The 20,434-nt window shown below is 66.9% G+C and carries 18 protein-coding genes; 4 read left to right on the top strand and 14 right to left on the bottom strand.

Annotation, left to right across the window (positions count from 1 at the left end; all coding sequences use genetic code 11):
• Window positions 1-110 precede the first annotated feature (110 nt).
• Together icd and ACM1PE_RS01770 are read left to right on the top strand one after the other, a co-directional pair.
• Window positions 111-1,367: an NADP-dependent isocitrate dehydrogenase gene (gene icd, locus ACM1PE_RS01765; RefSeq protein ID WP_054450062.1), complete on the top strand. Its 1,257-nt coding sequence runs from the start codon at window positions 111-113 to the stop codon at window positions 1,365-1,367.
• Window positions 1,368-1,578: 211 nt separating this feature from the next.
• On the top strand, window positions 1,579-3,120 hold the full coding sequence (locus tag ACM1PE_RS01770; protein WP_419342454.1) for a methyl-accepting chemotaxis protein: 1,542 nt from the start codon (window positions 1,579-1,581) through the stop codon (window positions 3,118-3,120).
• On the opposite strand, the gene ACM1PE_RS01775 is transcribed toward ACM1PE_RS01770, so the two are convergent.
• From ACM1PE_RS01775 to kdpF, 9 genes are all read right to left on the bottom strand, one after another.
• On the bottom strand, window positions 3,098-3,997 hold the full coding sequence (locus tag ACM1PE_RS01775; RefSeq protein ID WP_059373791.1) for a 4-hydroxy-tetrahydrodipicolinate synthase family protein: 900 nt from the start codon (window positions 3,995-3,997) through the stop codon (window positions 3,098-3,100). The two genes, ACM1PE_RS01770 and ACM1PE_RS01775, sit on opposite strands and share 23 nt — an antisense overlap.
• A gap of 3 nt (window positions 3,998-4,000) precedes the next feature.
• A complete protein-coding gene (locus ACM1PE_RS01780; RefSeq protein WP_223283219.1) occupies window positions 4,001-4,324 on the bottom strand; it encodes a hypothetical protein in 324 nt (107 codons plus the stop codon).
• Window positions 4,325-4,469: 145 nt separating this feature from the next.
• Window positions 4,470-5,246: a TorF family putative porin gene (locus ACM1PE_RS01785; protein ID WP_419342455.1), complete on the bottom strand. Its 777-nt coding sequence runs from the start codon at window positions 5,244-5,246 to the stop codon at window positions 4,470-4,472.
• A gap of 116 nt (window positions 5,247-5,362) precedes the next feature.
• Window positions 5,363-6,055, bottom strand: coding sequence for a two-component system response regulator KdpE (kdpE, locus tag ACM1PE_RS01790; protein WP_059373794.1), 693 nt, complete (start codon window positions 6,053-6,055; stop codon window positions 5,363-5,365).
• A gap of 12 nt (window positions 6,056-6,067) precedes the next feature.
• A complete protein-coding gene (locus ACM1PE_RS01795; protein ID WP_059373795.1) occupies window positions 6,068-8,854 on the bottom strand; it encodes a sensor histidine kinase in 2,787 nt (928 codons plus the stop codon).
• Window positions 8,855-8,905: 51 nt separating this feature from the next.
• A complete protein-coding gene (gene kdpC, locus ACM1PE_RS01800) occupies window positions 8,906-9,514 on the bottom strand; it encodes a potassium-transporting ATPase subunit KdpC (RefSeq protein WP_419342456.1) in 609 nt (202 codons plus the stop codon).
• Between the two features lie 24 nt (window positions 9,515-9,538).
• Window positions 9,539-11,698 (bottom strand): potassium-transporting ATPase subunit KdpB, encoded by a 2,160-nt coding sequence (gene kdpB, locus ACM1PE_RS01805; protein ID WP_059373797.1) that lies wholly within the window; start codon window positions 11,696-11,698, stop codon window positions 9,539-9,541.
• An 8-nt stretch (window positions 11,699-11,706) separates the two neighbouring features.
• Window positions 11,707-13,509: a potassium-transporting ATPase subunit KdpA gene (gene kdpA / locus ACM1PE_RS01810; protein WP_118931694.1), complete on the bottom strand. Its 1,803-nt coding sequence runs from the start codon at window positions 13,507-13,509 to the stop codon at window positions 11,707-11,709.
• Window positions 13,509-13,598, bottom strand: a complete 90-nt coding sequence (gene kdpF, locus ACM1PE_RS01815; protein WP_013391886.1) for a K(+)-transporting ATPase subunit F — start codon at window positions 13,596-13,598, stop codon at window positions 13,509-13,511. The genes kdpA and kdpF overlap by 1 nt, the downstream gene beginning before the upstream one ends.
• A gap of 731 nt (window positions 13,599-14,329) precedes the next feature.
• Between kdpF and ACM1PE_RS01820 the strand changes: the two genes are divergently transcribed.
• Both ACM1PE_RS01820 and ACM1PE_RS01825 read left to right on the top strand, forming a co-directional pair.
• Complete coding sequence (locus ACM1PE_RS01820) at window positions 14,330-14,608, top strand: DUF4212 domain-containing protein (protein WP_059373799.1); 279 nt, start codon at window positions 14,330-14,332, stop codon at window positions 14,606-14,608.
• Complete coding sequence (locus tag ACM1PE_RS01825; RefSeq protein ID WP_059373800.1) at window positions 14,608-16,698, top strand: sodium:solute symporter family protein; 2,091 nt, start codon at window positions 14,608-14,610, stop codon at window positions 16,696-16,698. The genes ACM1PE_RS01820 and ACM1PE_RS01825 overlap by 1 nt, the downstream gene beginning before the upstream one ends.
• On the opposite strand, the gene ACM1PE_RS01830 is transcribed toward ACM1PE_RS01825, so the two are convergent.
• From ACM1PE_RS01830 to trxB, 5 genes are read right to left on the bottom strand one after another with little or no spacing between them, the layout of a single operon-like run.
• Complete coding sequence (locus ACM1PE_RS01830) at window positions 16,695-17,837, bottom strand: hypothetical protein (RefSeq protein ID WP_059373801.1); 1,143 nt, start codon at window positions 17,835-17,837, stop codon at window positions 16,695-16,697. The two genes, ACM1PE_RS01825 and ACM1PE_RS01830, sit on opposite strands and share 4 nt — an antisense overlap.
• Complete coding sequence (locus tag ACM1PE_RS01835; protein WP_419342457.1) at window positions 17,824-18,471, bottom strand: hypothetical protein; 648 nt, start codon at window positions 18,469-18,471, stop codon at window positions 17,824-17,826. Before ACM1PE_RS01835 ends, ACM1PE_RS01830 begins: the two co-directional genes overlap by 14 nt.
• Window positions 18,468-18,797: a DMT family transporter gene (locus tag ACM1PE_RS01840; protein WP_054450090.1), complete on the bottom strand. Its 330-nt coding sequence runs from the start codon at window positions 18,795-18,797 to the stop codon at window positions 18,468-18,470. The genes ACM1PE_RS01835 and ACM1PE_RS01840 overlap by 4 nt, the downstream gene beginning before the upstream one ends.
• Entirely contained in the window at window positions 18,794-19,462 is a 669-nt protein-coding gene (locus ACM1PE_RS01845) for a Smr/MutS family protein (RefSeq protein WP_419342458.1), read from the bottom strand. The genes ACM1PE_RS01840 and ACM1PE_RS01845 overlap by 4 nt, the downstream gene beginning before the upstream one ends.
• A complete protein-coding gene (trxB, locus tag ACM1PE_RS01850; RefSeq protein ID WP_059373804.1) occupies window positions 19,449-20,408 on the bottom strand; it encodes a thioredoxin-disulfide reductase in 960 nt (319 codons plus the stop codon). Before trxB ends, ACM1PE_RS01845 begins: the two co-directional genes overlap by 14 nt.
• Window positions 20,409-20,434: the final 26 nt, after the last annotated feature.

Genomic DNA, 20,434 nt, shown 5'->3' on the forward strand with positions numbered 1-20,434 from the left:
TGCTATCGGCCATCCAGTGCGTGGTTCCTGAGGGCGATCTTCCCCGCTGGAACGGACGCTTCCCGATGCCGGCGCGTGCAGAAAAACCACTCGGAGCAAATGGAGCATTCATGTCCTACCAACATATCAAGGTTCCCGCTGGCGGCCAGAAGATCACGGTCAACGCCGATTTCTCGCTGAATGTGCCCGATCAGCCCATCGTCCCCTACATCGAAGGCGACGGCACGGGCGCTGACATCACCCCGGTGATGATCAAGGTCGTCGACGCGGCGGTGCAGAAGGCCTATGGCGGCAAGCGCAAGATCCACTGGATGGAAGTCTATGCCGGCGAAAAGGCCACCAAGGTCTACGGCCCGGACGTGTGGCTGCCTGACGAGACCCTGGACGTCGTCAAGGATTACGTGGTGTCCATCAAGGGCCCGCTGACCACGCCGGTGGGTGGTGGCATCCGTTCGCTGAACGTGGCCCTGCGCCAACAGCTGGACCTGTACGTCTGCTTGCGTCCGGTGGCGTACTTCAAGGGCGTGCCTTCGCCGGTGCGCGAACCCGAAAAGACCAACATGGTGATCTTCCGCGAGAACTCGGAAGACATCTACGCCGGCATCGAATACATGGCCGAAAGCGAACAGGCCAAGGAGCTGATCCAGTTCCTGCAAACCAAGCTCGGCGTGAAGAAGATCCGCTTCCCGAACACTTCGTCCATCGGCATCAAGCCGGTGTCGCGCGAAGGCACCGAGCGCCTGGTGCGCAAGGCCGCGCAGTACGTCATCGACAATGACCGTACGTCGCTGACCCTGGTGCACAAGGGCAACATCATGAAGTTCACGGAAGGCGGCTTCCGCGACTGGGGTTACGCGCTGCTGCAGAAGGAATTCGGCGCCACCCTCATCGACGGCGGCCCGTGGTGCAAGTTCAAGAACCCGAAGACGGGCCGCGAGGTCATCGTCAAGGACGTGATCGCTGACGCCTTCCTGCAGCAGATCCTGCTGCGTCCGGCCGAATACGACGTGATCGCCACCCTGAACCTGAACGGCGACTACATCTCGGACGCGCTGGCCGCGCAAGTGGGCGGCATCGGCATCGCCCCGGGCGCCAACCTGTCTGATTCGGTCGCCATGTTCGAAGCCACCCACGGCACCGCGCCCAAGTACGCGGGCAAGGACTACGTGAACCCCGGTTCCGAAATCCTGTCGGCCGAAATGATGCTGCGCCACATGGGCTGGACCGAAGCCGCGGACCTGATCATCTCCAGCATGGAAAAATCCATCCTGTCCAAGAAGGTCACGTACGACTTCGCTCGCCTGCTCGAAGGCGCGACCCAGGTGTCGTGCTCGGGCTTCGGCCAGGTGATGATAGAAAACATGTAATCGACAGCGCGGCTCAAAAGCCGCCACGACGAAAGAACGCAAGGCAAGCGCGCCTTGCGTTTTTTTTATGGGCCTTGCGTTAGATCAAGCGCCCCGCGCAGTCTTGGTGAAAACCCTGGTGCTGTCCCTTATTCTGGCGGAACACATACATAAACCGTCACATTCTGCCTTGATTGGTTTCATTGGCCGGGTGAAGAAGGATGAGAGGACTATGAAGAATTCCAGCTTGCGCAGGGAACTGCTGTGGTTTGTGTTCGCAGTCGGCGCCGCCGTGCTGGCTTTGGGCTCCTGGGACGCCTGGGAGCGGCGCGCCGAGATGGTGGCCGAGCGCAAGACCGAGCTGCGCCACGTCCTCGATCTGGCCTCCAGCATCGTGCGCAACGGCAAGCAAAGCGTAGGCGAGGGCATGCCCCTGGACGAAGCCAAGCGCAATGTGGCGCGCCGGCTGGCGCAGCTGCGCTATGGCGAGGACGGCTACGTGGGCGCCTTCGGCGACGGCTACAACCTGCTGGTGCACCCCGATCCCAAGCTGGTCGGCACCAACGTCCGGGCCGTCAAGGACAGCGCAGGGCAGCCGATCTTCGAAAACCTCTATGCCCAGGGCAAGGCCGGCGGCGGCTATACGCGCTACCAGTTCCCGCGGCCGGGAACGGATCAGGCGCTGCCCAAGATCAGCTACGCCGCCTATGACGCCGATTGGGGCTGGTTGTTGTTCACGGGCTTGTACGTGGATGACGTCGACCAGGCGTTCTACGCCACCTTGTGGCGCCAGGGCGGCGTGACGCTCGGCCTTCTGGTGGTGCTATTGGCGGCGGCGTTGCGCTTTTTCCGCAGGCACATCCTGAGTCCGCTGGACCAGGCGGTGGCGGTGTGCGAGCGCGTGGCCAACGGCGACCTGTCGGGCAGCGTGCCGCGCAATCAGCGCGGCGAGATCGGCCGCCTGTTCGACGCCTTGGCGCGGATGCAGCAACGCCTGGACGGGGCGGTGCGCAGCATCGTGCATTCCACGGCATCCATTGCCGCGGCCTCGCGGCAGATCGCGGCGGGCAGCATGGACCTGTCGGACCGCACCGAGAAGCAGGCCGCCGCGCTGGAGCAGACGGCCGCCAGCGTGGAGCAGATCACCGCGACCGCGCAGCAGAGCGCGCAACACGTGCGCGAGGTCAGCGCGCTGGCCGGCCAGGCAGCGCAACTGGCCCGGCAGGGCAGCGATGAAACGCAGCATGCCATCGACGCCATGCGCGAGATTTCGCATAGCTCGCAGCGCATCGACGAGATCATCCGGCTGATCGACGAGATCGCCTTCCAGACCAACATCCTGGCGCTGAACGCCGCAGTGGAAGCGGCGCGGGCCGGAGAACAGGGCCGGGGCTTTGCCGTAGTGGCGGGCGAGGTGCGCGCGCTGGCTCAGCGCTCGGCCACCGCCGCCAAGGAGATCAAGACGCTGATCGAAGCGTCGGCGGATTCGGTGGCACGTGGCAGCCAGCGCGTCGAGCAGGCCAGCGCGACGATGGGCAACGTGCTGGAATCGGCCGCCACCAGTGCGCCGCTGATGGGGGAGATCGCCACGGCCTCGGCCGAGCAGAGCGTGGGCATCGAACAGATCAACCAGGCCGTGACGCATCTGGACGGCGTGACGCAGCAGAACGCCGCGCTGGTGGAAGAGTTCGCCGCGTCGGCTGGCGCCCTGCGCGATCAGGCGGGCGAGCTGGCGAACGCGGTGTCGGTCTTCAAGCTGTCTGCAGCCGGCTAGGCGAGCCCTGCACCACGCTCATGGCCCGCTGCAGGCGCTGCCCGAGTTCACGGCTGGCGCTGGTCATGGGCATGCGCAACTCGTCGGTGATCAGGCCCTGCATCGAGAGGGCGCGCTTGATCGGCGCGGGATTGGGTTCGGCAAACAGCAGGCGGATCAGGCCGCGCAGAGGCTCAAAGAGTTCGCGCGCGGCCTCCGCGTGACCGTCGCGGGCCAATTGCATGACCTCGACATAGCGCTCGGGATAGATATGCGCGGCGGCGGGGATGGCGCCGAGGCCGCCGGCCAGGAAGTGGTCCAGCAGGGCCAGGTCCTCGCCGCATAGCGGGGTCAGCGTGCCGCGCCGGTTCAACGCCGCCAGCACCGCGGGATTGCATTCCTTGACAGCGCTGAAGTTGGGCAGCGCGGCCAGCGCCTCCATGGTTTCGACCGTCATGGTCACGCCAGTGCGCTTGGGGATGTTGTACAGGATGATGGGCCGCTGCGTGGCCCAGGCGATCTGGCGGTAGTGCCACAGTATGCCGGCCTGCGACGGGCCCAGGTAGTAGGGCGGCGGCACCAGGTAGCCGGCCGGCTGGTACTTGTCCAGGCGCCGGATCGCGGTCGCGACGCCCCGCGTGTCCACGCCGCCGGCGCCGAACACCAGCGGCAGCGCGTGCGGGTCGCTCGATACGGCTTCTATCATGTCGATCTTCTCCGGCACGCTCAGCAGATTGCCTTCGCCCGTGGAACCGAACAGCACCAGGCCCGCGATGCCGGCGTTGCGGTAGTAGCGGGCCAGCGCCTGTGCGGCGTCCAGGTCCACATAGCCGCCGCGCATCGGCGTGACCATGGGCAGCCAGATGCCTTCAAATGCGGTCTTGCGTGGCGCGTCCATGGCTTACTGCCCCATCATCGCGTACGCGGGAAGCACCGGGCCGAACTCGGCGCGGGGCAGGCCCGACATCACCGCGTGCATCAGCGCATCCAGTTGTTCGCGTTCGCATTGCAGTTGCAGCACGCTTTGCGCATGGGCATGGTCCACCGACAGCATGTAGACGCCGATGCGCTCGCCCAACGCGCGGTGCAGCGCCAGGCGCACGTTCAGCGCGTCCAGCGTGTCTATCCTGATGGTCAGCGCGACCCGTTCGTTGCGGGCGTGCGTAGGCTGCGCGGGCAGGAAGTCGGGCATGGGGGCGTGGCAGGCTTGCAGTCGGGGGATCATGACGGGTAGCGGGGCCGGAGGCGCCGCTTGCGGCGTTCCGGGGATCCGGTTGGTTGATGACGGTTCCACTATAGGAAGCGCGCCGTAAATCCTGCCGATAAAAGCGGACGCGGCGCGTAAAAAACGCGTCAACGCCCGGGCGCTCTCAGAACGTCTTGGTCAGCGACAGCAGGCCCGTCGCGCGGCCCATGTCGCGGCCGCGCGTATTGGTGTAGACGGCGCGGTCGGCGTTGGTGTCCAGGTAGGCCAGCGACACCGACAGGCCTTGGCCGAAGTCCTTCGTCAGCCCCAGCTTCCAGTCCGTGTAGTTGCCGTTGTCGACGTTGCGCACCAGTTGCCGGCCCACGTGCGCGTTCACGGTCAGCCCCCAGACGCCGGTGTCGAAGTTGCCGGACAGGTCGAAGTATTGGCTGTGCTTGCTGTCGGCGAAGCCGAACAGGTTGGTCAGAGAAATGGAGTACTTGAACATCAGCGGCCCGTAGCCGATGCCGGCGTACAGCTCGGTGGTGTCCGGGCTGGTGTAGCCGGAGGGGTAGTCGCCAGGGTAGTAGTACTGCAGGACGCCCAGGTCGACGGGCACGTCCTGCGCGAGATTGCCCTTGTAGCCGCCGTAGAAGTCCATTTCGACGGGCGCGGACACCTCGCTGTTGCTGTCGTTGAGCCAGCTGATGCTGGAGTTCCAGTTGCCCAGGTAAAAGCCGCTGGCGTGGGCCAGGTCGAATCCGCCCTGGATGGCGGGCTTGTTATTGCTTTGCATCAGGCCGCGGTAGCGGTACTGGCTGGCCAGGGTGAGGTTGGCCGTCAGCGTGAAATCGGAAGCGGCGGGCGCTGCGTCGGCGGGCGCATCGGCGGCCAGCGCGTTGCCGGCTTGCGCGGCGGTCAGGGTCAGCAGCGCGAGCGCGGCCAAGGTGCGGCGGGGCATGAGGGGCTCCTAATGTTGGATCGGACCGCAACAATAGGAGGAACGGCATAAAGGCCGAGACAAGACTTGCGGGCTGCGCATAAACGCGGCGTCAATGCGCGCCCGCTACGCGCGCTTCAGCCGGCGAAGCGATAGCCCACGCCGATCTCGGTCAGCAGGTAGACGGGCTGGGCCGGGTCCGCTTCCAGCTTCTGGCGCAGGTGGCCCATGTAGATGCGCAGGTAGTGGTTGCTTTCCACGTGCGACGGCCCCCACACCTCGCGCAGCAGTTCGCGGTGCGTCATGACCTTGCCGCGATGCGCCAGCAGCGCCGCCAGCAGCCGGTATTCCATCGCGGTCAGGTGCACGTGTTGGCCGCCGCGTTCCACCACGCGCTTGGCGAAATCCACGCGCACGTCGCCGAAACTGATCTCGGAAGCATTGCCCGCGCCGCCCCTGGCGTGCCGCCGCAGCAATACGCGCAGGCGCGCCAGCAATTCGCTGACGCCGAAAGGCTTGGTCAGGTAGTCGTCCGCGCCGGCGTCCAGCGCGGCGACTTTGTCGGCTTCGGCGCTGCGCGCGGACAGCACCAGCACCGGCACCTCGGTCCAGCCGCGCAGCTCGCGGATCAGGGTCATGCCGTCTTCGTCGGGCAGGCCCAGGTCCAGCACCACCGCGTCGGGCTGTCGCGTACCGGCTTCGATCAGGCCGCGTTTGACGGTTTCGGCTTCGTGCACGACGCAGCCCTCGCTTTCCAGGGCCTGGCGCACGAAGCGCCGGATGTTGGCGTCGTCTTCAATGATCAGGACGGTAGGCTGGTAGTCGAACATGCGTTGCGGCGTTCAAGGGGTTTCGGATTGGATCGGGGGTGGCGCGCCCAGGGGCAGCGTGAAGACGAACTGGGCGCCGGATTCCTGGCCCGGCGCGTGTTCGACCCAGATTTTCCCATGGTGCGCGGCGATGATGGCCTCGCATACGGCCAGGCCCAGGCCGACGCCTGGCGTGGCGGACTCGCGGTCGCCGCGCGTGAATTTTTCGAAGATGCGGCGCTCCGCGCCCGGCGGCACGCCCGGCCCGTTGTCGCTGACTGCCACGCGCAGTTCGCCCTCGTGTACGTCCGCGTGCAGGCGCAGGGTGCTGCCGGCAGGCGTGTACTTGGCCGCGTTCTCCAGCAGATTGCACAGCACGCGCTCGATCAGCACGCCGTCGCATTCCACCAGCGGCAGCTGCGACAGGCTGTCCACGGTGACGCGGTGCGCGGCCAGCGGTTCGCGCATGGCGGCAAGCGAGGCGCCGACCAGCTCCTCGATGGATTGCCATTCCAGCCGCAGCGGCGTGTCGCGGTTCTGCAGCCGCGCCATGTCCAGCAGATTGACCACCAGCGCGTGCATGCGCTGGGCCTGGTCGCGCATGGCGCGGACGGTGTCGTGGATGTCGGGCGGCAGCGTCGCCTGCTGGCGCATCAGCGTGTCCGTCATGCCGACCAGGCTGGTCAGCGGGGTGCGCAGATCGTGCGACACGGCCGCCAGCAGCGAGTTGCGCAGCTTCTCGGATTCCATGCTGACCAGCGCCTGCTGCGCCACTTCCACGTAGTGCAGGCGTTCCAGCGCGATGGCGATCAGGGTGGCGTAGGCCTCGATCTGGCGGCGCGAGTCGGGATTCAGGAACAGGCTGCGGCGCGGGGCGGCCAGCGCCAGCACGCCGCGGGTGCGCATCGGCGCCTTCAGGGGCAGGTACAGCAATTCGCTGTTGGACAGGGTGGAGGTGCCTGCGCCGGCGGGTTGTCCGTGGTCGTAGACCCATTGGGCCAGCGCGGATTCCAGCGGCGGCATGTCGTCCGCCGCGGGGGACGCCAGCTTCAGGCGGTCGTCCATGCCCAGGATGTACAGCGCGCAGCGCGAGCCGAAGGTGGCATGCACGAAGGCGCTGGCCAGGGTGACGATCTGCTCGGGCAGCAGCGCGGACGACAGTTCGCGCGCGAACTCGTAGAGGCTGCGGGCATCGGCCTCGCGCTTGACCGAGGCCTGCGCCTGCAAGCGCAGGCCGGCCGTCAGCTGGCCGATCAGCAGGCCCACCGACAGCAGCACGCCGAACGTCAGCAGGTACTGCACGTCCGATACGGCGAAGGACGCCAGCGGCTGCACGAAGAAGAAATCGAACAGCCCTACGCTGATGACCGAGGCCAGCGCCGCCGGTCCGCGCCCGTGACGCAGCGCCACGGCCACCACCGCCAGCAGGAACAGCATGACGATATTGGTCTGGTGCAGCGCCGGGAAGGCCAGCATGGACAGCGCGGTGGCGGCGGCGCAATAGCACAGCGCCCAGGCATAGCCCGCCAGCGGCCGGGCATTGCGCTCGTCGGCGGCCTGGCGCGTCCGCCGGCCCAGCGTGAGCGGGTCGCGTCCCGGCGCGGACGCGGCCGGCAGCGGCGGCGCGCCCAGGCGGATGATGTCGATTTCGGGGCAGCCCGCGGCCAGCATGTCGGCAAAGCTGTGGCGCCGCCATAGCCAGCCCGGCGAGATGGCCGCGGTCAACACGGCGGACAGCGACAGTCGCAGGCGCTGCAGGCCGCTGGCGCGGGTGCGGCCGATGATGGCCTTGGTGATGTTGTGGCGGCGCACGTAGCGCACCACGGCGTCGACCATGTCGCCGCCGGCCAGGGTTTCGCTGCGCGCGCCGAGTGAATCCGCCAGGGCCAGGCTGCGCTGGATGCGTTCCTGTTCGGCCTGGGGCGGCGGGGCCGCGCGCGGCGTGTCGATGGTGACCACGTGCAGATCGCATTCCAGCTGCTGGCTCAGGCGGTGCGCGCTGCGGATGACGTACTCGGCGTCCACGTCCGGACCGATGCAGGCGACCACCGCTTCGCGCGTACGCCACACGGGTTCGATGGCGCGGTCGCGGCGATAGGCCTGGACGTCGTCGTCGACGTGGTCGGCGGTGCGGCGCAGCGCCAGCTCGCGCAGCGCGATCAGGTTGCCCTTGCGAAAGAAATTGCGGCTGGCGTGGCGGGCCTGTTCCGGCAGATAGACCTTGCCTTCCTTCAGTCGGCGCAGCAGCTCGTCGGCCGACAGGTCCACCAGAATGACTTCATCGGCCGCGTCGAAGACCTCGTCGGGCACGGTCTCCCAGACGCGCACGCCGGTGATGCTGCCCACCGCTTCGTTCAGGCTGTCCAGATGCTGTACGTTCAGCGTGGTCCAGACGTCGATGCCGGCCGTCAGCAGTTCGTGGATGTCCTGCCAGCGCTTGGCATGGCGTGAACCTGGCGCGTTCGAGTGCGCCAGCTCGTCCACCAGTACCAGGTCGGGATGGCGGGCCAGCGTGCCGTCCAGGTCGAATTCCTTCAGCACGTGGCCGCGGTACGGCACGTCCTTGAGCGGCAGGACAGGCAGGCCTTCCAGCAGCGTGGCGGTTTCGCGCCGGCCGTGGGTTTCGACGATGCCGGCCAGCACATCGGCGCCCTGGGCGGCCTGCGCGCGCGCCGCCACCAGCATGGCGTAGGTCTTGCCCACGCCGGCCGATGATCCGAAGTAGACGCGCAGCTTGCCGCGCACCGCCTGGCGCGCGGCGTCGTCCAGGGTCTTCAAGAGCGCGTCGGGGTCGGGACGCTCGCCAGCGATATCAGCCATGAACGCGCAGTAGGTGTGAGGGAACGGCTGGCAATACTATACGCCGCGGCATCAGCGCGCCGGACGCAATTGGTCCAGCGCCAGGTTCAGCGTCAGCACGTTGACCGCGGGGTCGCCCAGCACGCCCAGCCAGGGCTTTTCGGTATGGGCCTGGATCAGGGCATCGACCTGCGCTTGCAGCAGGCCGCGGGCGCGCGCCACGCGCGCTGCCTGGTAAGCCGCCGCGGCCGGGCTGATGTGCGGATCCAGGCCGCTGCCGGACGCGGTGACCAGGTCCACCGGCACCGGGACGGGGTTGTCCGGGTCGGCCGCCTTCAGGGCGGCGATGCGGGCCTGGATGGCATCGGCCAGCGCGGGATTGCGCGGTCCCAGGTTCGAGCCGCCGGAGCCGGCGCCGTTGTACGGCATGGGCGCGGTGGCCGACGGGCGGCCCCAGAAGTAGCCGGGCGAACTGAACGACTGGCCGATCAGCTCCGATCCTACGACCTGGTCGCCTTGCTTGATCAGCGAGCCGGCTGCTTCGTGCGGAAAGACGGCTGCGGCGATGCCCGTGGTCAGGAAGGGATAGGCCAGGCCGGTCACCAGCGACAGCGCGGCGAAGACGACCAGCGCGGGGCGCAGGATGCCGCCTTGGCGCGGCAGGGTGGCGGAATTTTTCATGATGGGTTCCTTGCAGTTTGAGGCTCAGGCCCAGCCCAGGGCGGCCAGCACCATGTCGACCAGCTTGATGCCGGCAAACGGCACCAGCAGGCCGCCCAGGCCATAGATGAGCAGATTGCGGCGCAACAGCACGGCGGCGCCCAGCGCGCGATAGCGCACGCCCTTGAGCGCCAGCGGGATCAGCACCACGATGATCAGCGCGTTGAAGATCACGGCCGACAGAATGGCCGAGGCCGGCGTGGCCAGGCCCATGATGTTCAGCACGTTCAACTGCGGATAGACGGTGGCGAAGGCGGCCGGAATGATGGCGAAATACTTGGCGACGTCGTTGGCCACGCTGAAGGTCGTCAGCGCGCCGCGGGTCATCAGCATCTGCTTGCCGATCTCGACGATCTCGATGAGCTTGGTGGGGTTGGAATCCAGGTCCACCATGTTGCCCGCCTCCTTGGCGGCCTGGGTGCCCGAATTCATCGCCACCGCGACGTCGGCCTGCGCCAGCGCGGGCGCATCGTTGGTGCCGTCGCCCGTCATCGCCACCAGCCGGCCTTCCGCCTGGTAGGCGCGGATCAGCTTGAGCTTGGCTTCGGGCGTGGCTTCGGCCAGGAAGTCGTCCACGCCGGCCTCGGCGGCGATGGACGCGGCCGTGAGCTTGTTGTCGCCGGTGATCATTACGGTCTTGATGCCCATGCGGCGCAATTCCGCGAAGCGCGACTGGATGTCGGGCTTGACGATGTCCTTCAGCTCGACCACGCCCAGCGCGCGGTTGCCGTCGCTGACCATCAGCGGCGTGCTGCCGCGGCGCGCCACGTCTTCGGCCAGGCGCAGCGCCTGTTCCGGCACCGTCGAGTCCTGCTCGGCCAGCCACGCCTGCACGGCGTCGACCGCGCCCTTGCGGATCATGCGGCCGTTCAGGTTCACGCCGCTCATGCGCGACTGCGCGGTGAAGGGCACGAATTCGGCGTGCGGGGTGGGGGCGGCGGGCGCGTGGATGGACTTGTCGGCCAGCGCCACGATGCTGCGTCCTTCCGGCGTTTCATCGGCCAGCGAGGCCAGGCGCGCGGCCTCGGCCAGTTCGCGCGCGGACACGCCGGGGGCAGGCAGAAAGGTCGAGGCCTGGCGGTTGCCGAAAGTGATGGTGCCGGTCTTGTCCAGCAGCAGCACGTCCACGTCGCCGGCGGCTTCGACGGCGCGGCCGGACGTCGCGATGACGTTGGCGCCCATCATGCGGCTCATGCCGGCCACGCCGATGGCCGACAGCAGGCCGCCGATGGTGGTGGGGATCAGGCAGACCAGCAGCGCGACCAGCACCGTGACTGTCACGACGGAACCGCCGCCGGCGGCGCTGACCGCATAGATCGAGAACGGCATCAGGGTCACGACCACCAGCAGGAAGACCACGGTCAGGCCCACCAGCAGGATGGTAAGGGCCAGCTCGTTGGGCGTCTTCTGGCGCTTGGCGCCTTCGACCATGGTGATCATGCGGTCCAGGAAACTCTCGCCGGGATCGGCGGCGATGCGCACGAAGATCCAGTCCGACAGCACGCGGGTGCCGCCGGTAACGGACGAGAAGTCGCCGCCGGATTCGCGGATCACGGGCGCAGATTCGCCGGTGATGGCGCTTTCGTCCACAGATGCCACGCCGGCGATGACCTGGCCGTCGCCAGGGATGATGTCCCCCGCTTCGACCAGCACCACGTCGCCCCGGCGCAGCAGGCCCGAGGGTTGGCTGACGGCCTGGCTGCGCCAGGCGCCGGGTTGCGCCGTGCTGGCGTCGGCATCGCGAAAGCCCTTCAGGAGCCGGGCGTCGATGGTGGTGCGCAGGCCGCGCAGGGTGGCCGCCTGCTGCTTGCCGCGGCCTTCGGCCAGGGCTTCGGCGAAGTTCGCGAACAGCACGGTGAACCACAGCCACACGGCGATCGCCAGGATGAAGCCGGCGGGCGCTTCGGCCTGGCCGCGCAGGGCCATGACCCACAGCACCGTGGTCAGGATGCTGCCGACGTAGACGACGAACATCACGGGGTTCTTCAGCTGCGCGGCAGGCGAGAGCTTGCGCAGGCTGTCCAGCACCGCAGGGCCGACCAGGGCGCGCGACCACATGCCGAACTGGCGTTCATGCGCGGCGTGCGATGCGGCGCGGGCGGCGCCGCCTCCGGCGCCGGTAGTAGAGGTTTCAATCTTGGCCATTTTCATTCCTAGCCTTTCACTTGCAGATGTTCTGCGACAGGACCCAATGCCAGCGCGGGCACATACGTCAAAGCGCCCACCAGCAGTACCGCGCCGATCAGCAGCACCACGAACAGCGGGCCGGTGGTGGGCATGCTGCCGGGGCCGGCGGGCAGGCGGCGCTTGGCGGCCAGCGAGCCGGCCATCGCCAGGATGGCGACGATGATGGCGAAGCGGCCGAACCACATGGCGATGCCCAGCAGCACGTTGTAGAAGGGCGTGTTGGCGGACAGCCCGGCGAAGGCGCTGCCGTTGTTGTTGGCGGCCGACGTCAGGCCATAGAGGATTTCGGAGAAACCGTGGATGCCTGGATTGAGCACACCAGCCTGGCCGGCCGGCACCGAGACCGCCAGCGCCGTGCCGACCAGCACCAGCAGCGGGGTCGCCAGGATGACGATGGAGACCATCTTCATGTCGTAGGCTTCGATCTTCTTGCCCAGGTATTCCGGGGTGCGGCCTATCATCAGCCCGGCGATGAAGACGCCCAGGATGGCGAAGGCCAGCATGCCGTACAGGCCCGAACCCACGCCGCCGAAGACCACCTCGCCCAATTGCATCAACAGCATCGGCGTCAGGCCGCCCATGGCGTTGAGCGAATCGTGCATGCCGTTGACCGCGCCGCAGGACGCTGCCGTGGTGACGGTGGCGAACAGCGAGGTGGCGGCGATGCCGAAGCGGGTTTCCTTGCCTTCCATGTTGCCGCCCGGCGAGAACGCGCTGAGCGCGCTGTCGGCGCCGGCCTGGGCCGCCATGGGATTGGGCTGCTGTTCGAAGTAGGCGGCGGACAGGGCGAACACCGCGAACAGCACGGTCATGGCCGCCAGGATCGCGATGCCCTGGCGCCGGCTGCCCACCATCTCGCCAAACGAAAAGCACAGCGCGGCGGGAATCGCCAGGATGGCCAGCATCTCCAGGAAGTTGGCCAGCGGCGTGGGGTTCTCAAACGGATGCGCGGAGTTGGCGTTGAAGAAGCCGCCGCCGTTGGTACCCAGCAGCTTGATCGATTCCTGCGAAGCGACCGGACCCATCGCCAGGGTCTGGGTCTTGCTGACGGCGGGATCGGTCACTGCCTGTCCCTGGGCGTCCAGCACGGGCTGGCCCTGCGCGTCCACGCGAGGCTGGTCGTAGTGCACGGCTTCGACCGTCTGGACTTCCTGGTAGGGGCTGAAATTCTGGATCACGCCCTGGCTGACGAGCGCCAGCGCCAGGACCAGGGACAGCGGCAGCAGCACGTACAGCGTGCTGCGTACCATGTCGGTCCAGAAGTTGCCCACGGTGGCCGAGCAATGGCGCGACAGGCCGCGGATCAGCGCGAACAGCACGGCGATGCCGGTGGCGGCCGAGACGAAGTTCTGCACCGTCAGCGCCAGCATCTGCGTCAGGTAGCTCATCGTCGATTCGCCGCCATAGCCTTGCCAGTTGGTATTGGCCACGAAGCTGATGGCGGTGTTCAGGGCAGAGTCCGGCGACACCGCACCCATGCCGGCAGGATTGAGCGGCAGCACGCCCTGCAGGCGCTGCAGGGCGTAGACGGCCGCGATGCCGATGATGTTGAAGGTCAGCACCGCCACGGCGTAGCGCTTCCAGCCCATCTCGGCCTGCGGGTCTATGCCCGCCAGCCGGTAGATGCCGCGCTCGATGGGGCGGCCCCAGGCGGTCAGCCGGGACTGCCCGTTTTCCATGGCGATACGGATGTAGCGCCCGAGCAGGGGCGCGATCGCGAGCAGGACTGCCAGGTATACGACCAGCAATCCGACGAATTCGGCGGTCATCAGAATTTCTCCGGTTTGAACAGCGCGACCAGCAGGTACACGAACAACAGGGCGGCCGTCAGGCCGCTCAGCCAATAGAGCCAGTTCATTGCTGCTCTCCCGCAGACAAGGTTTCGCAGAACCGCAGCAGGGCGAAGGTCAGCCCGGCCATGACGGCAAAGATGGCGATATACAAGGCATCCACGTTTTTCCTCCCGGGAGCGGCGCTCCCTTCGAACGACGGGCCTGCACGGCAAATAGGGATGCGCGCCGGGCAGGCGTAGTGACCAATCAGGACACCGGCAGGTTACGGAGCGGGGGGTAAAAACGGGGTATACGTTTGGGAGGGGGGTGTAAATGAAACGTAAATGGGGCCAGGTTCTCGCAGCCGCCCGAAGGCGGGCATGGCGCGCGCACGGTCGCGGGCCCAAGCCGGAGCTGCCAAGCGGCGGGAAGCGGGGGCCAGGCAGGCGGGGTCAGGAATGGCCGCAAGACGGCCGAAAAATCCCAATATTTAGAACCCGAAACCTATATTGCACCAATATAGTGCGGGAAATATGTAAATGAATGCTCCTTCTTAGGGCATTCCCCTAGTGTGACAATCCCGCATCTGGTGCAGAATCTCTTCCCATGCAGGTGAGGAGACAAAGCCCTGCATGGGCAAATACCGGCGGCACCGGTACATAAAAAAAGTAAAGCAGTACCCAAAAAAAGCAAAACGCACAACGGCTGGCACCAGGTAGTGCCAGCCGTTGTCGCATAAAAAGCCGGCATTTCAAGCGCAAAGGCTTTTCAAGCGCCGCGTTTCGCGATAATCAGACAGGGTTCGCTCATCCCAGCTATGTCGGAATCGCGCCTTTCATCCTCGACACCCGCCACGACTCCCTATTGGCGCCGCAACTTGTGGCTGATCCTGGTGTTGCTCGTCGTATGGGCCGCACTGACCTTCATTCCCGCTTTTTTTGCCCGCAGCCTGAATTTCGATTTCATCGGCTGGCCGTTCGCGTTCTGGATGGCCGCCTATGGCGCGCCGCTGGCCTACCTGGTCATCATCGGCATCTACGCCCGGATCATGAATCGCGCCGATGAGCGCTCCGAAGACGTGGGAGGGCACCGCTGATGCCGTTTTTCAGCGGAGACACGCCCCAGCAATTCAGAGTCCGGTTGCGCCGCATCTACGTGCTGTACACGGCGGGATTCGCGTTGATGATCCTGTTGATGGCGCTGGCCGAGATCCTGGGCATGCCGCGCAACTGGATCGGCTATGTGTTCCTGCTGGTCACGGTCAGCCTGTACGCCGGCATCGGCATCGTCTGCCGGACCTCGGATCAGGTGGAGTACTACGTGGCGGGCCGGCGGGTGCCCGCGATCTACAACGGCATGGCCACGGCCGCCGACTGGATGTCGGTGGCCTCCTTCATCGGCGTGGCCGGCACGCTCTACCTGACGGGCTATGGTGGGCTGGCCTACATCATGGGCTGGACCGGCGGCTATGTGCTGGTGGCGATGCTGCTGGCGCCTTATCTGCGCCGCTTCGGCCAATACACCATTCCCGACTTCATGGGCGCGCGCTATGGCGGCAATATGCCGCGCCTGGCGGGCGTGGCCTGCGCCATACTCTGTTCCTTCACCTACCTGGTGGCGCAGATCTACGGCGTGGGCATCATCACCACGCGCATGACCGGCATCTCCTTCGAGCTCGGCATCTTCGTGGCGCTGGGCGGCATGCTGGTCTGTTCGTTCCTGGGCGGCATGCGCGCAGTCACCTGGACGCAGGTGGGGCAGTACATCATCCTGGTCATCGCCTATCTGGTGCCGGTGGTCTGGCTGTCCATCAAGCACACCAATATGCCCGTGCCGCAGCTGTCGGCCGGCGTGGTGCTGCAGCAGGTGACCGAAAAAGAGGTCTACCTGCAGAACGACCCGTCCGAAATCGAGGTGCGCAGGCTGTGGCAGGAGCGCGCCGACGAGATGGGCCGCCGGATGGCGGCATTGCCCGAATCCTGGACGCTGGAAAAGGACAAGCTGCGCAGCCGGCTGGCGCAGTTGACTGCGAACGATGCGCCCATGGTCGAGATCCGCTCGGCAGAGCGCGAGCTGGCCGGCTATCCCGCCGGCGTGGAAGAGGCGCGTATCGCCTGGGCGCAGGCCAAGGCCGCGTTCGAGGCGCGAGCGGCGCCGGCCACGCCGCATGCGGAACCGTTTCCGTCCAAGGATCCAGAAGAGCAGCGCAACATGCGCGTCAATTTCCTGGCGCTGGTGCTTTGCCTGATGCTGGGCACTGCGGGCATGCCGCACATCCTGATGCGTTCATACACGACGCCCTCGGTCATCGAGGCGCGCAAATCGGTGTGCTGGTCGCTGCTGTTCATCCTGCTGCTGTATTTCATGGCGCCGGCGCTGGCGCTGCTGGTGAAGTACGAGGTCTATACCCAGGTGGTGGGGTCCAGCTTTCTCAGCCTGCCCAACTGGGTGCATGCCTGGAGCGCCGTCGACAGCAATCTGCTGGACGTGACCGACGTCAACCGCGACGGCATCGTGCAGTTGAGCGAGATCAGCATGGGCGCCGACGTGGTGGTGCTGGCCATGCCGGAAATCGGCGGACTGCCCTACGTGATATCGGCCCTGGTGGCGGCGGGCGGGCTGGCCGCGGCGTTGTCCACCGCCGACGGCCTGTTGCTGACCCTGTCCAACTCCCTGTCGCACGACATGTGGTATCGCATGGTGTCGCCGCGCATGTCGGCGGCGCGCCGCGTGATGGTGTCCAAGATTCTGCTGCTGCTGGTGGCCTTCGGCGCCGCCTGGGTGGCGGCGCGCAAGCCCGCGGACATTCTTTTCATGGTGTCGGCCGCGTTTTCCTTTGCGGCGTCATCCTTTTTCCCGGCGTTGGTCATGGGCGTGTTCTGGCGCCGCGCCAACAAATGGGGCGCGACGCTGGGCATGGCGGCCGGGCTGGCGGCGACGTTCGCCTACATGACGCACACGCATCCCTGGTTGCGCGAATGGGTGCTGGGCATTTCACGCACCCAGCCCGTGGACCTGTGGTGGGGCATCCAGCCGATCGCGGCGGGCGTGTTCGGCGCGCCGGTGGCTTTCCTGACGATCATCGTGGTGTCGCTGCTGACGCCGCCGCCGGACCGCGCCACGCTGGCGCTGGTGGACTACCTGCGCCATCCGGGCGCGCCCAAGCCGCAGGGCGAACGCGGCTAAGGCGTTCCGCAGGCGTTGGCGTTCCGGTTTTCCGGATCGATGCAGGAAGCCCATGCCGCCGCGGGCATGGCTTGCAGCAAGGTATAGGTCTGGCCGGGCGCCCATAGCCATTGCACGCCGCCCGGCGTCTTGCCGGCCGCCTCCCAGATTCGCTTGCGTTGCGCGGCGGTCATGATGAATCGCCGCTGGTCGCCGCTGTTGCCTTGCGCCAATATCTGCGAGGGATCCCGCTTGGCGGCATAGATGCTGGCAACCCCCTCGGCCGTCTTCTTGGGCTGCACGATGGCCCAGTCGTAGTTGTACGAGTCCAGCTCGGGCGCTTCCCAGGCGGGGCCGGGCAGCACCAGGGAGGCGTAGGGGTCCTGGCTTGCGCGGTAGGGCAGTCCCAGAACGGCAGGTCCGTCCGCCCACGCCGTCCGCTGGCGCAAGTAGCGCTGCGCCCTGCGGCCCTGAGCGTCATGCGTCACGACTTCGAACGCATCTTCGGATTTGTCTTGATAGGAAATCGTGCGCAACAGCCGGCCCGCGGCGTCATGCACGTAGCGGGTCATGGGCCGGGAAGGCGCCGCGCAATCGTTGGCGCCCAGCTCGGCCAGCCAACCGTGGGTGTCGTAGCGCAGGCAATAGCGCGCCGGCCGGTTGCGGCGGCCGTCCCAGGCGCGCGAACGTTCCTCGTAGCCAGTCAACCGACCGGCGGCGTCATAGTAGAAGCGCGTTTCGGCGTCTGGCGGGGGCAGCGCGGCCTTGCCCGACGCGCGGGCTTCGTGCACGGCGCCGGCGCTGTAACGGGCGATGCCGCACAAATGTTGGCGGCCGTCGGGGGCGCTTTCCCAGCGCAGCATGGTGACGCCGATGCGGGCGTCCGGCGCGGCGGCGTAGACGGACCAGTCCACCCGTTCTGCCCATATGGTGGCCAAGGCGCGCTCGCCGGCGTCGATGGCGACGCCAGGCAACCATGAGCGGATGCGCGAGCCGTCCAGCGCCAGCAAGGTATTGGTGTCGTCCAGGGAAATGTCCATTACCCCGGTGTGGCGCTGCGCGGACGCGGCCAGCGGTTCGCACAGCGCACTGGCCAGCCCCGGTGCAAGGGAAAGCGCGGTCAGCGCAAGCAGACGCCGTGCGGAATCAGAGTGCCGCATTGTGCAGGTAGGCGATCAGCCCCCAGAGTTCGCTGCTGATCCCGCCCAGGCGCAAGGCGTCATCGCGCGTGTCCATCAGCAGGAAGGGATAGGCGTTGCGTTCCAGCTTGCCTGGAGGCGGCAGTCTGTAGGGTGTGAAGTGTTCGCCCGACAGCAGGTAGGTATTGGTCATGTCGCCGACATCCACATGCAGGTACCAGACGGTCAGGTCCGCGACGTTCAGGGCCGCATCCGTTTCCGGATACAAGCCGCCCTGGCCGGCCGGGATGGCGCTGTCCAGCACGGCCATGAGCACGGCGCGCGGGCCGGATTTCGGAAAGTAGGCGCCTTCACTGCCACGCTGCGTGAACGCTTGGCGGATGAACCCCGCGCCGCGCGAGCCGGGCACCACCGTGCGGGCGAACATCGCTTCCAGCTGGGCTTGCGACAAGGGGCCGGGCATGGCGGACAACTGGTCCAGGTCCTGCTTGAAAGCGCCCAGCCAGGTCCGGTAGCGCGCGAGCTCGGCCGCGCGGTTGAACTCCTGGGCCAGGGCATGGCCGGCCGGCAGCAGGCCCAGGCAGCCCAGGCACAGCCAGGCCGCCAGCCAGCGGCGGATCCGGGAACTCGCCGTTGACCCGTCGCGGGGCTTCAATGCGAAACGGATTTCGAGAAGACGTTCATCACCACCACGCCGGCGATGATGAGGCCGATGCCGATGAGCGCCGGCGTGTCCAGGTGCTGTTTGAACAGCACCGCGCCGACGATGGAAATCAGCACGATGCCCACGCCGGACCAGATGGCGTAGGCGATGCCCACCGGGATCTCGCGCAGCGTCAGCGACAGGAAATAGAACGAAATCAGGTAGCCGAACACCGTCACGATGGACGGCGCCAGGCGGGTGAAGCCTTCGGACCCCTTGAGCGCGCTGGTGGCGAAGATCTCCGCGATGATGGCTATGCCCAGGTAGAGCCACTTCATTTGCGTGTTCCCTCGGATTGCCGCAGCAGCACCAGCAGGGCGCCCGCGCCGCCTTCGCGCTCGGGCGCTTCGGAAAACGCCAGGACTTCGCTCTTCTGCACCAGCCAGGTGCGGGCCTTGTCCTTGAGCACCGGCTCCAGCCCCTGCGAGCCATAGCCCTTGCCGTGGACGATGCGCACGCAGCGGATGCCGTGCTCCTGGCATTCGTCCAGGAACGACAGCAGGGCATGGCGGGCCTGTTCCACCCGCAGGCCATGCAGGTCCAGTTCGGCGCCGGCGCGCCATTGGCCGCGGCGCAGGTTGCGCGCGGTGTCGGGCGCGGCGTCGCTGCGTACGAAGGCGGTGCCGCCTTCGGATAGCAGATGCGTGATTTCGCCGCCGTCGGAGACGCCGGCATCGGCGCGCGTGGGGGTTTCGCCCAGCGCGTTGGCGCGGCGCAGCGCGGGCGCGGGCTGCGCCACGGGCTTGTGCTCCACCCGGGCGGCCTGCTTGATCGGCGTGACTGACTGCATGGTGCGCTTGAACGCCGCCATGTCGTCAACGGGGGCGGTATCCGCTTTTTTTAGCACCGCCACCCGTTGGGCCAGGGCGGCGCGTTCGCGCTCGGCCTGCAGGTCTTTCTTCAGGCGTTTCAGGTCGGCCAGGCCGACCTTACTGCCCCGCATTCTCCAGCCACCGTTGTGCGTCCAGCGCGGCCATGCAGCCGGTGCCGGCGCTGGTGATGGCCTGGCGGTAGACGTGGTCCTGCACATCGCCGGCGGCGAATACGCCGGGGACCGAGGTCATCGTGGCCATGCCGGACAGGCCGCTCTTGGTGACGATGTAGCCGTCCTTCATTTCCAGCTGGCCCTGGAAGATTTCGGTGTTGGGCTGGTGGCCGATGGCGATGAACGCGCCGGTGGCCGCCATGTCCTCGGTTACGCCAGTGTCGACGTGGCGCACGCGCACGCCGGTGACGCCGCTGTCGTCGCCCAGCACTTCTTCCAGCGTATGGAACAGCTTGAGTTCCATGTTGCCGTTCTCGACCTTGCTCATGAGCTTGTCGACCAGGATGGGCTCGGCGCGGAACTTGTCGCGGCGGTGGATCAGGGTGACCTTGCGGCAGATGTTCGACAGGTACAGCGCTTCTTCCACGGCGGTATTGCCGCCGCCGACCACGACCACGTCCTGGTTGCGGTAGAAGAAGCCGTCGCAGGTGGCGCAGCCGGACACGCCGCGGCCCATGAAGGTCTCTTCAGACGGCAGGCCGAGGTACTTGGCCGAGGCGCCGGTGGCGATGATGAGCGCGTCGCAGGTGTAGATCTTGCCGGTGTCGCCCGTGAGGGTGAACGGGCGCTTGGACACATCGACCTTGGCAATGTGGTCGAAGATCATTTCGGTGTTGAAACGTTCGGCGTGCTTCTGGAAGCGCTGCATCAGGTCCGGACCCTGCACGCCCTCCGCGTCCGCCGGCCAGTTGTCGACGTCCGTGGTGGTCATGAGCTGGCCGCCTTGGGCCAGACCTGTAACAAGAACAGGGCTCAGATTGGCGCGTGCCGCATAGACGGCCGCCGTGTAACCGGCAGGGCCGGAACCGAGTATCAAAACTTTAGCGTGCTTGGGCGTGGACATGGGCGGGTATCTTTAGGTTAACGCCC

It is taken from the genome of Achromobacter sp. PD1 (assembly GCF_048541815.1).
GTDB lineage: Bacteria > Pseudomonadota > Gammaproteobacteria > Burkholderiales > Burkholderiaceae_B > Achromobacter > Achromobacter bronchisepticus_A.

Bases quoted from the DNA above. Each gene is read 5' to 3' on its own strand.
- kdpC (WP_419342456.1), bottom strand. From the start codon at position 9,514: ATGAAAAATTCCGCCACCCTGCCGCGCCAAGGCGGCATCCTGCGCCCC.
- kdpB (WP_059373797.1), bottom strand. From the start codon at position 11,698: ATGGCCAAGATTGAAACCTCTACTACCGGCGCCGGAGGCGGCGCCGCC.
- ACM1PE_RS01845 (WP_419342458.1), bottom strand. From the start codon at position 19,462: ATGCGGGGCAGTAAGGTCGGCCTGGCCGACCTGAAACGCCTGAAGAAA.
- ACM1PE_RS01795 (WP_059373795.1), bottom strand. From the start codon at position 8,854: ATGGCTGATATCGCTGGCGAGCGTCCCGACCCCGACGCGCTCTTGAAG.
- ACM1PE_RS01825 (WP_059373800.1), top strand. From the start codon at position 14,608: ATGCCGTTTTTCAGCGGAGACACGCCCCAGCAATTCAGAGTCCGGTTG.
- kdpE (WP_059373794.1), bottom strand. From the start codon at position 6,055: ATGTTCGACTACCAGCCTACCGTCCTGATCATTGAAGACGACGCCAAC.
- trxB (WP_059373804.1), bottom strand. From the start codon at position 20,408: ATGTCCACGCCCAAGCACGCTAAAGTTTTGATACTCGGTTCCGGCCCT.
- ACM1PE_RS01775 (WP_059373791.1), bottom strand. From the start codon at position 3,997: ATGGACGCGCCACGCAAGACCGCATTTGAAGGCATCTGGCTGCCCATG.
- icd (WP_054450062.1), top strand. From the start codon at position 111: ATGTCCTACCAACATATCAAGGTTCCCGCTGGCGGCCAGAAGATCACG.
- ACM1PE_RS01770 (WP_419342454.1), top strand. From the start codon at position 1,579: ATGAAGAATTCCAGCTTGCGCAGGGAACTGCTGTGGTTTGTGTTCGCA.
- ACM1PE_RS01820 (WP_059373799.1), top strand. From the start codon at position 14,330: ATGTCGGAATCGCGCCTTTCATCCTCGACACCCGCCACGACTCCCTAT.
- ACM1PE_RS01840 (WP_054450090.1), bottom strand. From the start codon at position 18,797: ATGAAGTGGCTCTACCTGGGCATAGCCATCATCGCGGAGATCTTCGCC.
- kdpA (WP_118931694.1), bottom strand. From the start codon at position 13,509: ATGACCGCCGAATTCGTCGGATTGCTGGTCGTATACCTGGCAGTCCTG.
- ACM1PE_RS01780 (WP_223283219.1), bottom strand. From the start codon at position 4,324: ATGATCCCCCGACTGCAAGCCTGCCACGCCCCCATGCCCGACTTCCTG.
- ACM1PE_RS01830 (WP_059373801.1), bottom strand. From the start codon at position 17,837: ATGCGGCACTCTGATTCCGCACGGCGTCTGCTTGCGCTGACCGCGCTT.
- kdpF (WP_013391886.1), bottom strand. From the start codon at position 13,598: ATGAACTGGCTCTATTGGCTGAGCGGCCTGACGGCCGCCCTGTTGTTC.
- ACM1PE_RS01785 (WP_419342455.1), bottom strand. From the start codon at position 5,246: ATGCCCCGCCGCACCTTGGCCGCGCTCGCGCTGCTGACCCTGACCGCC.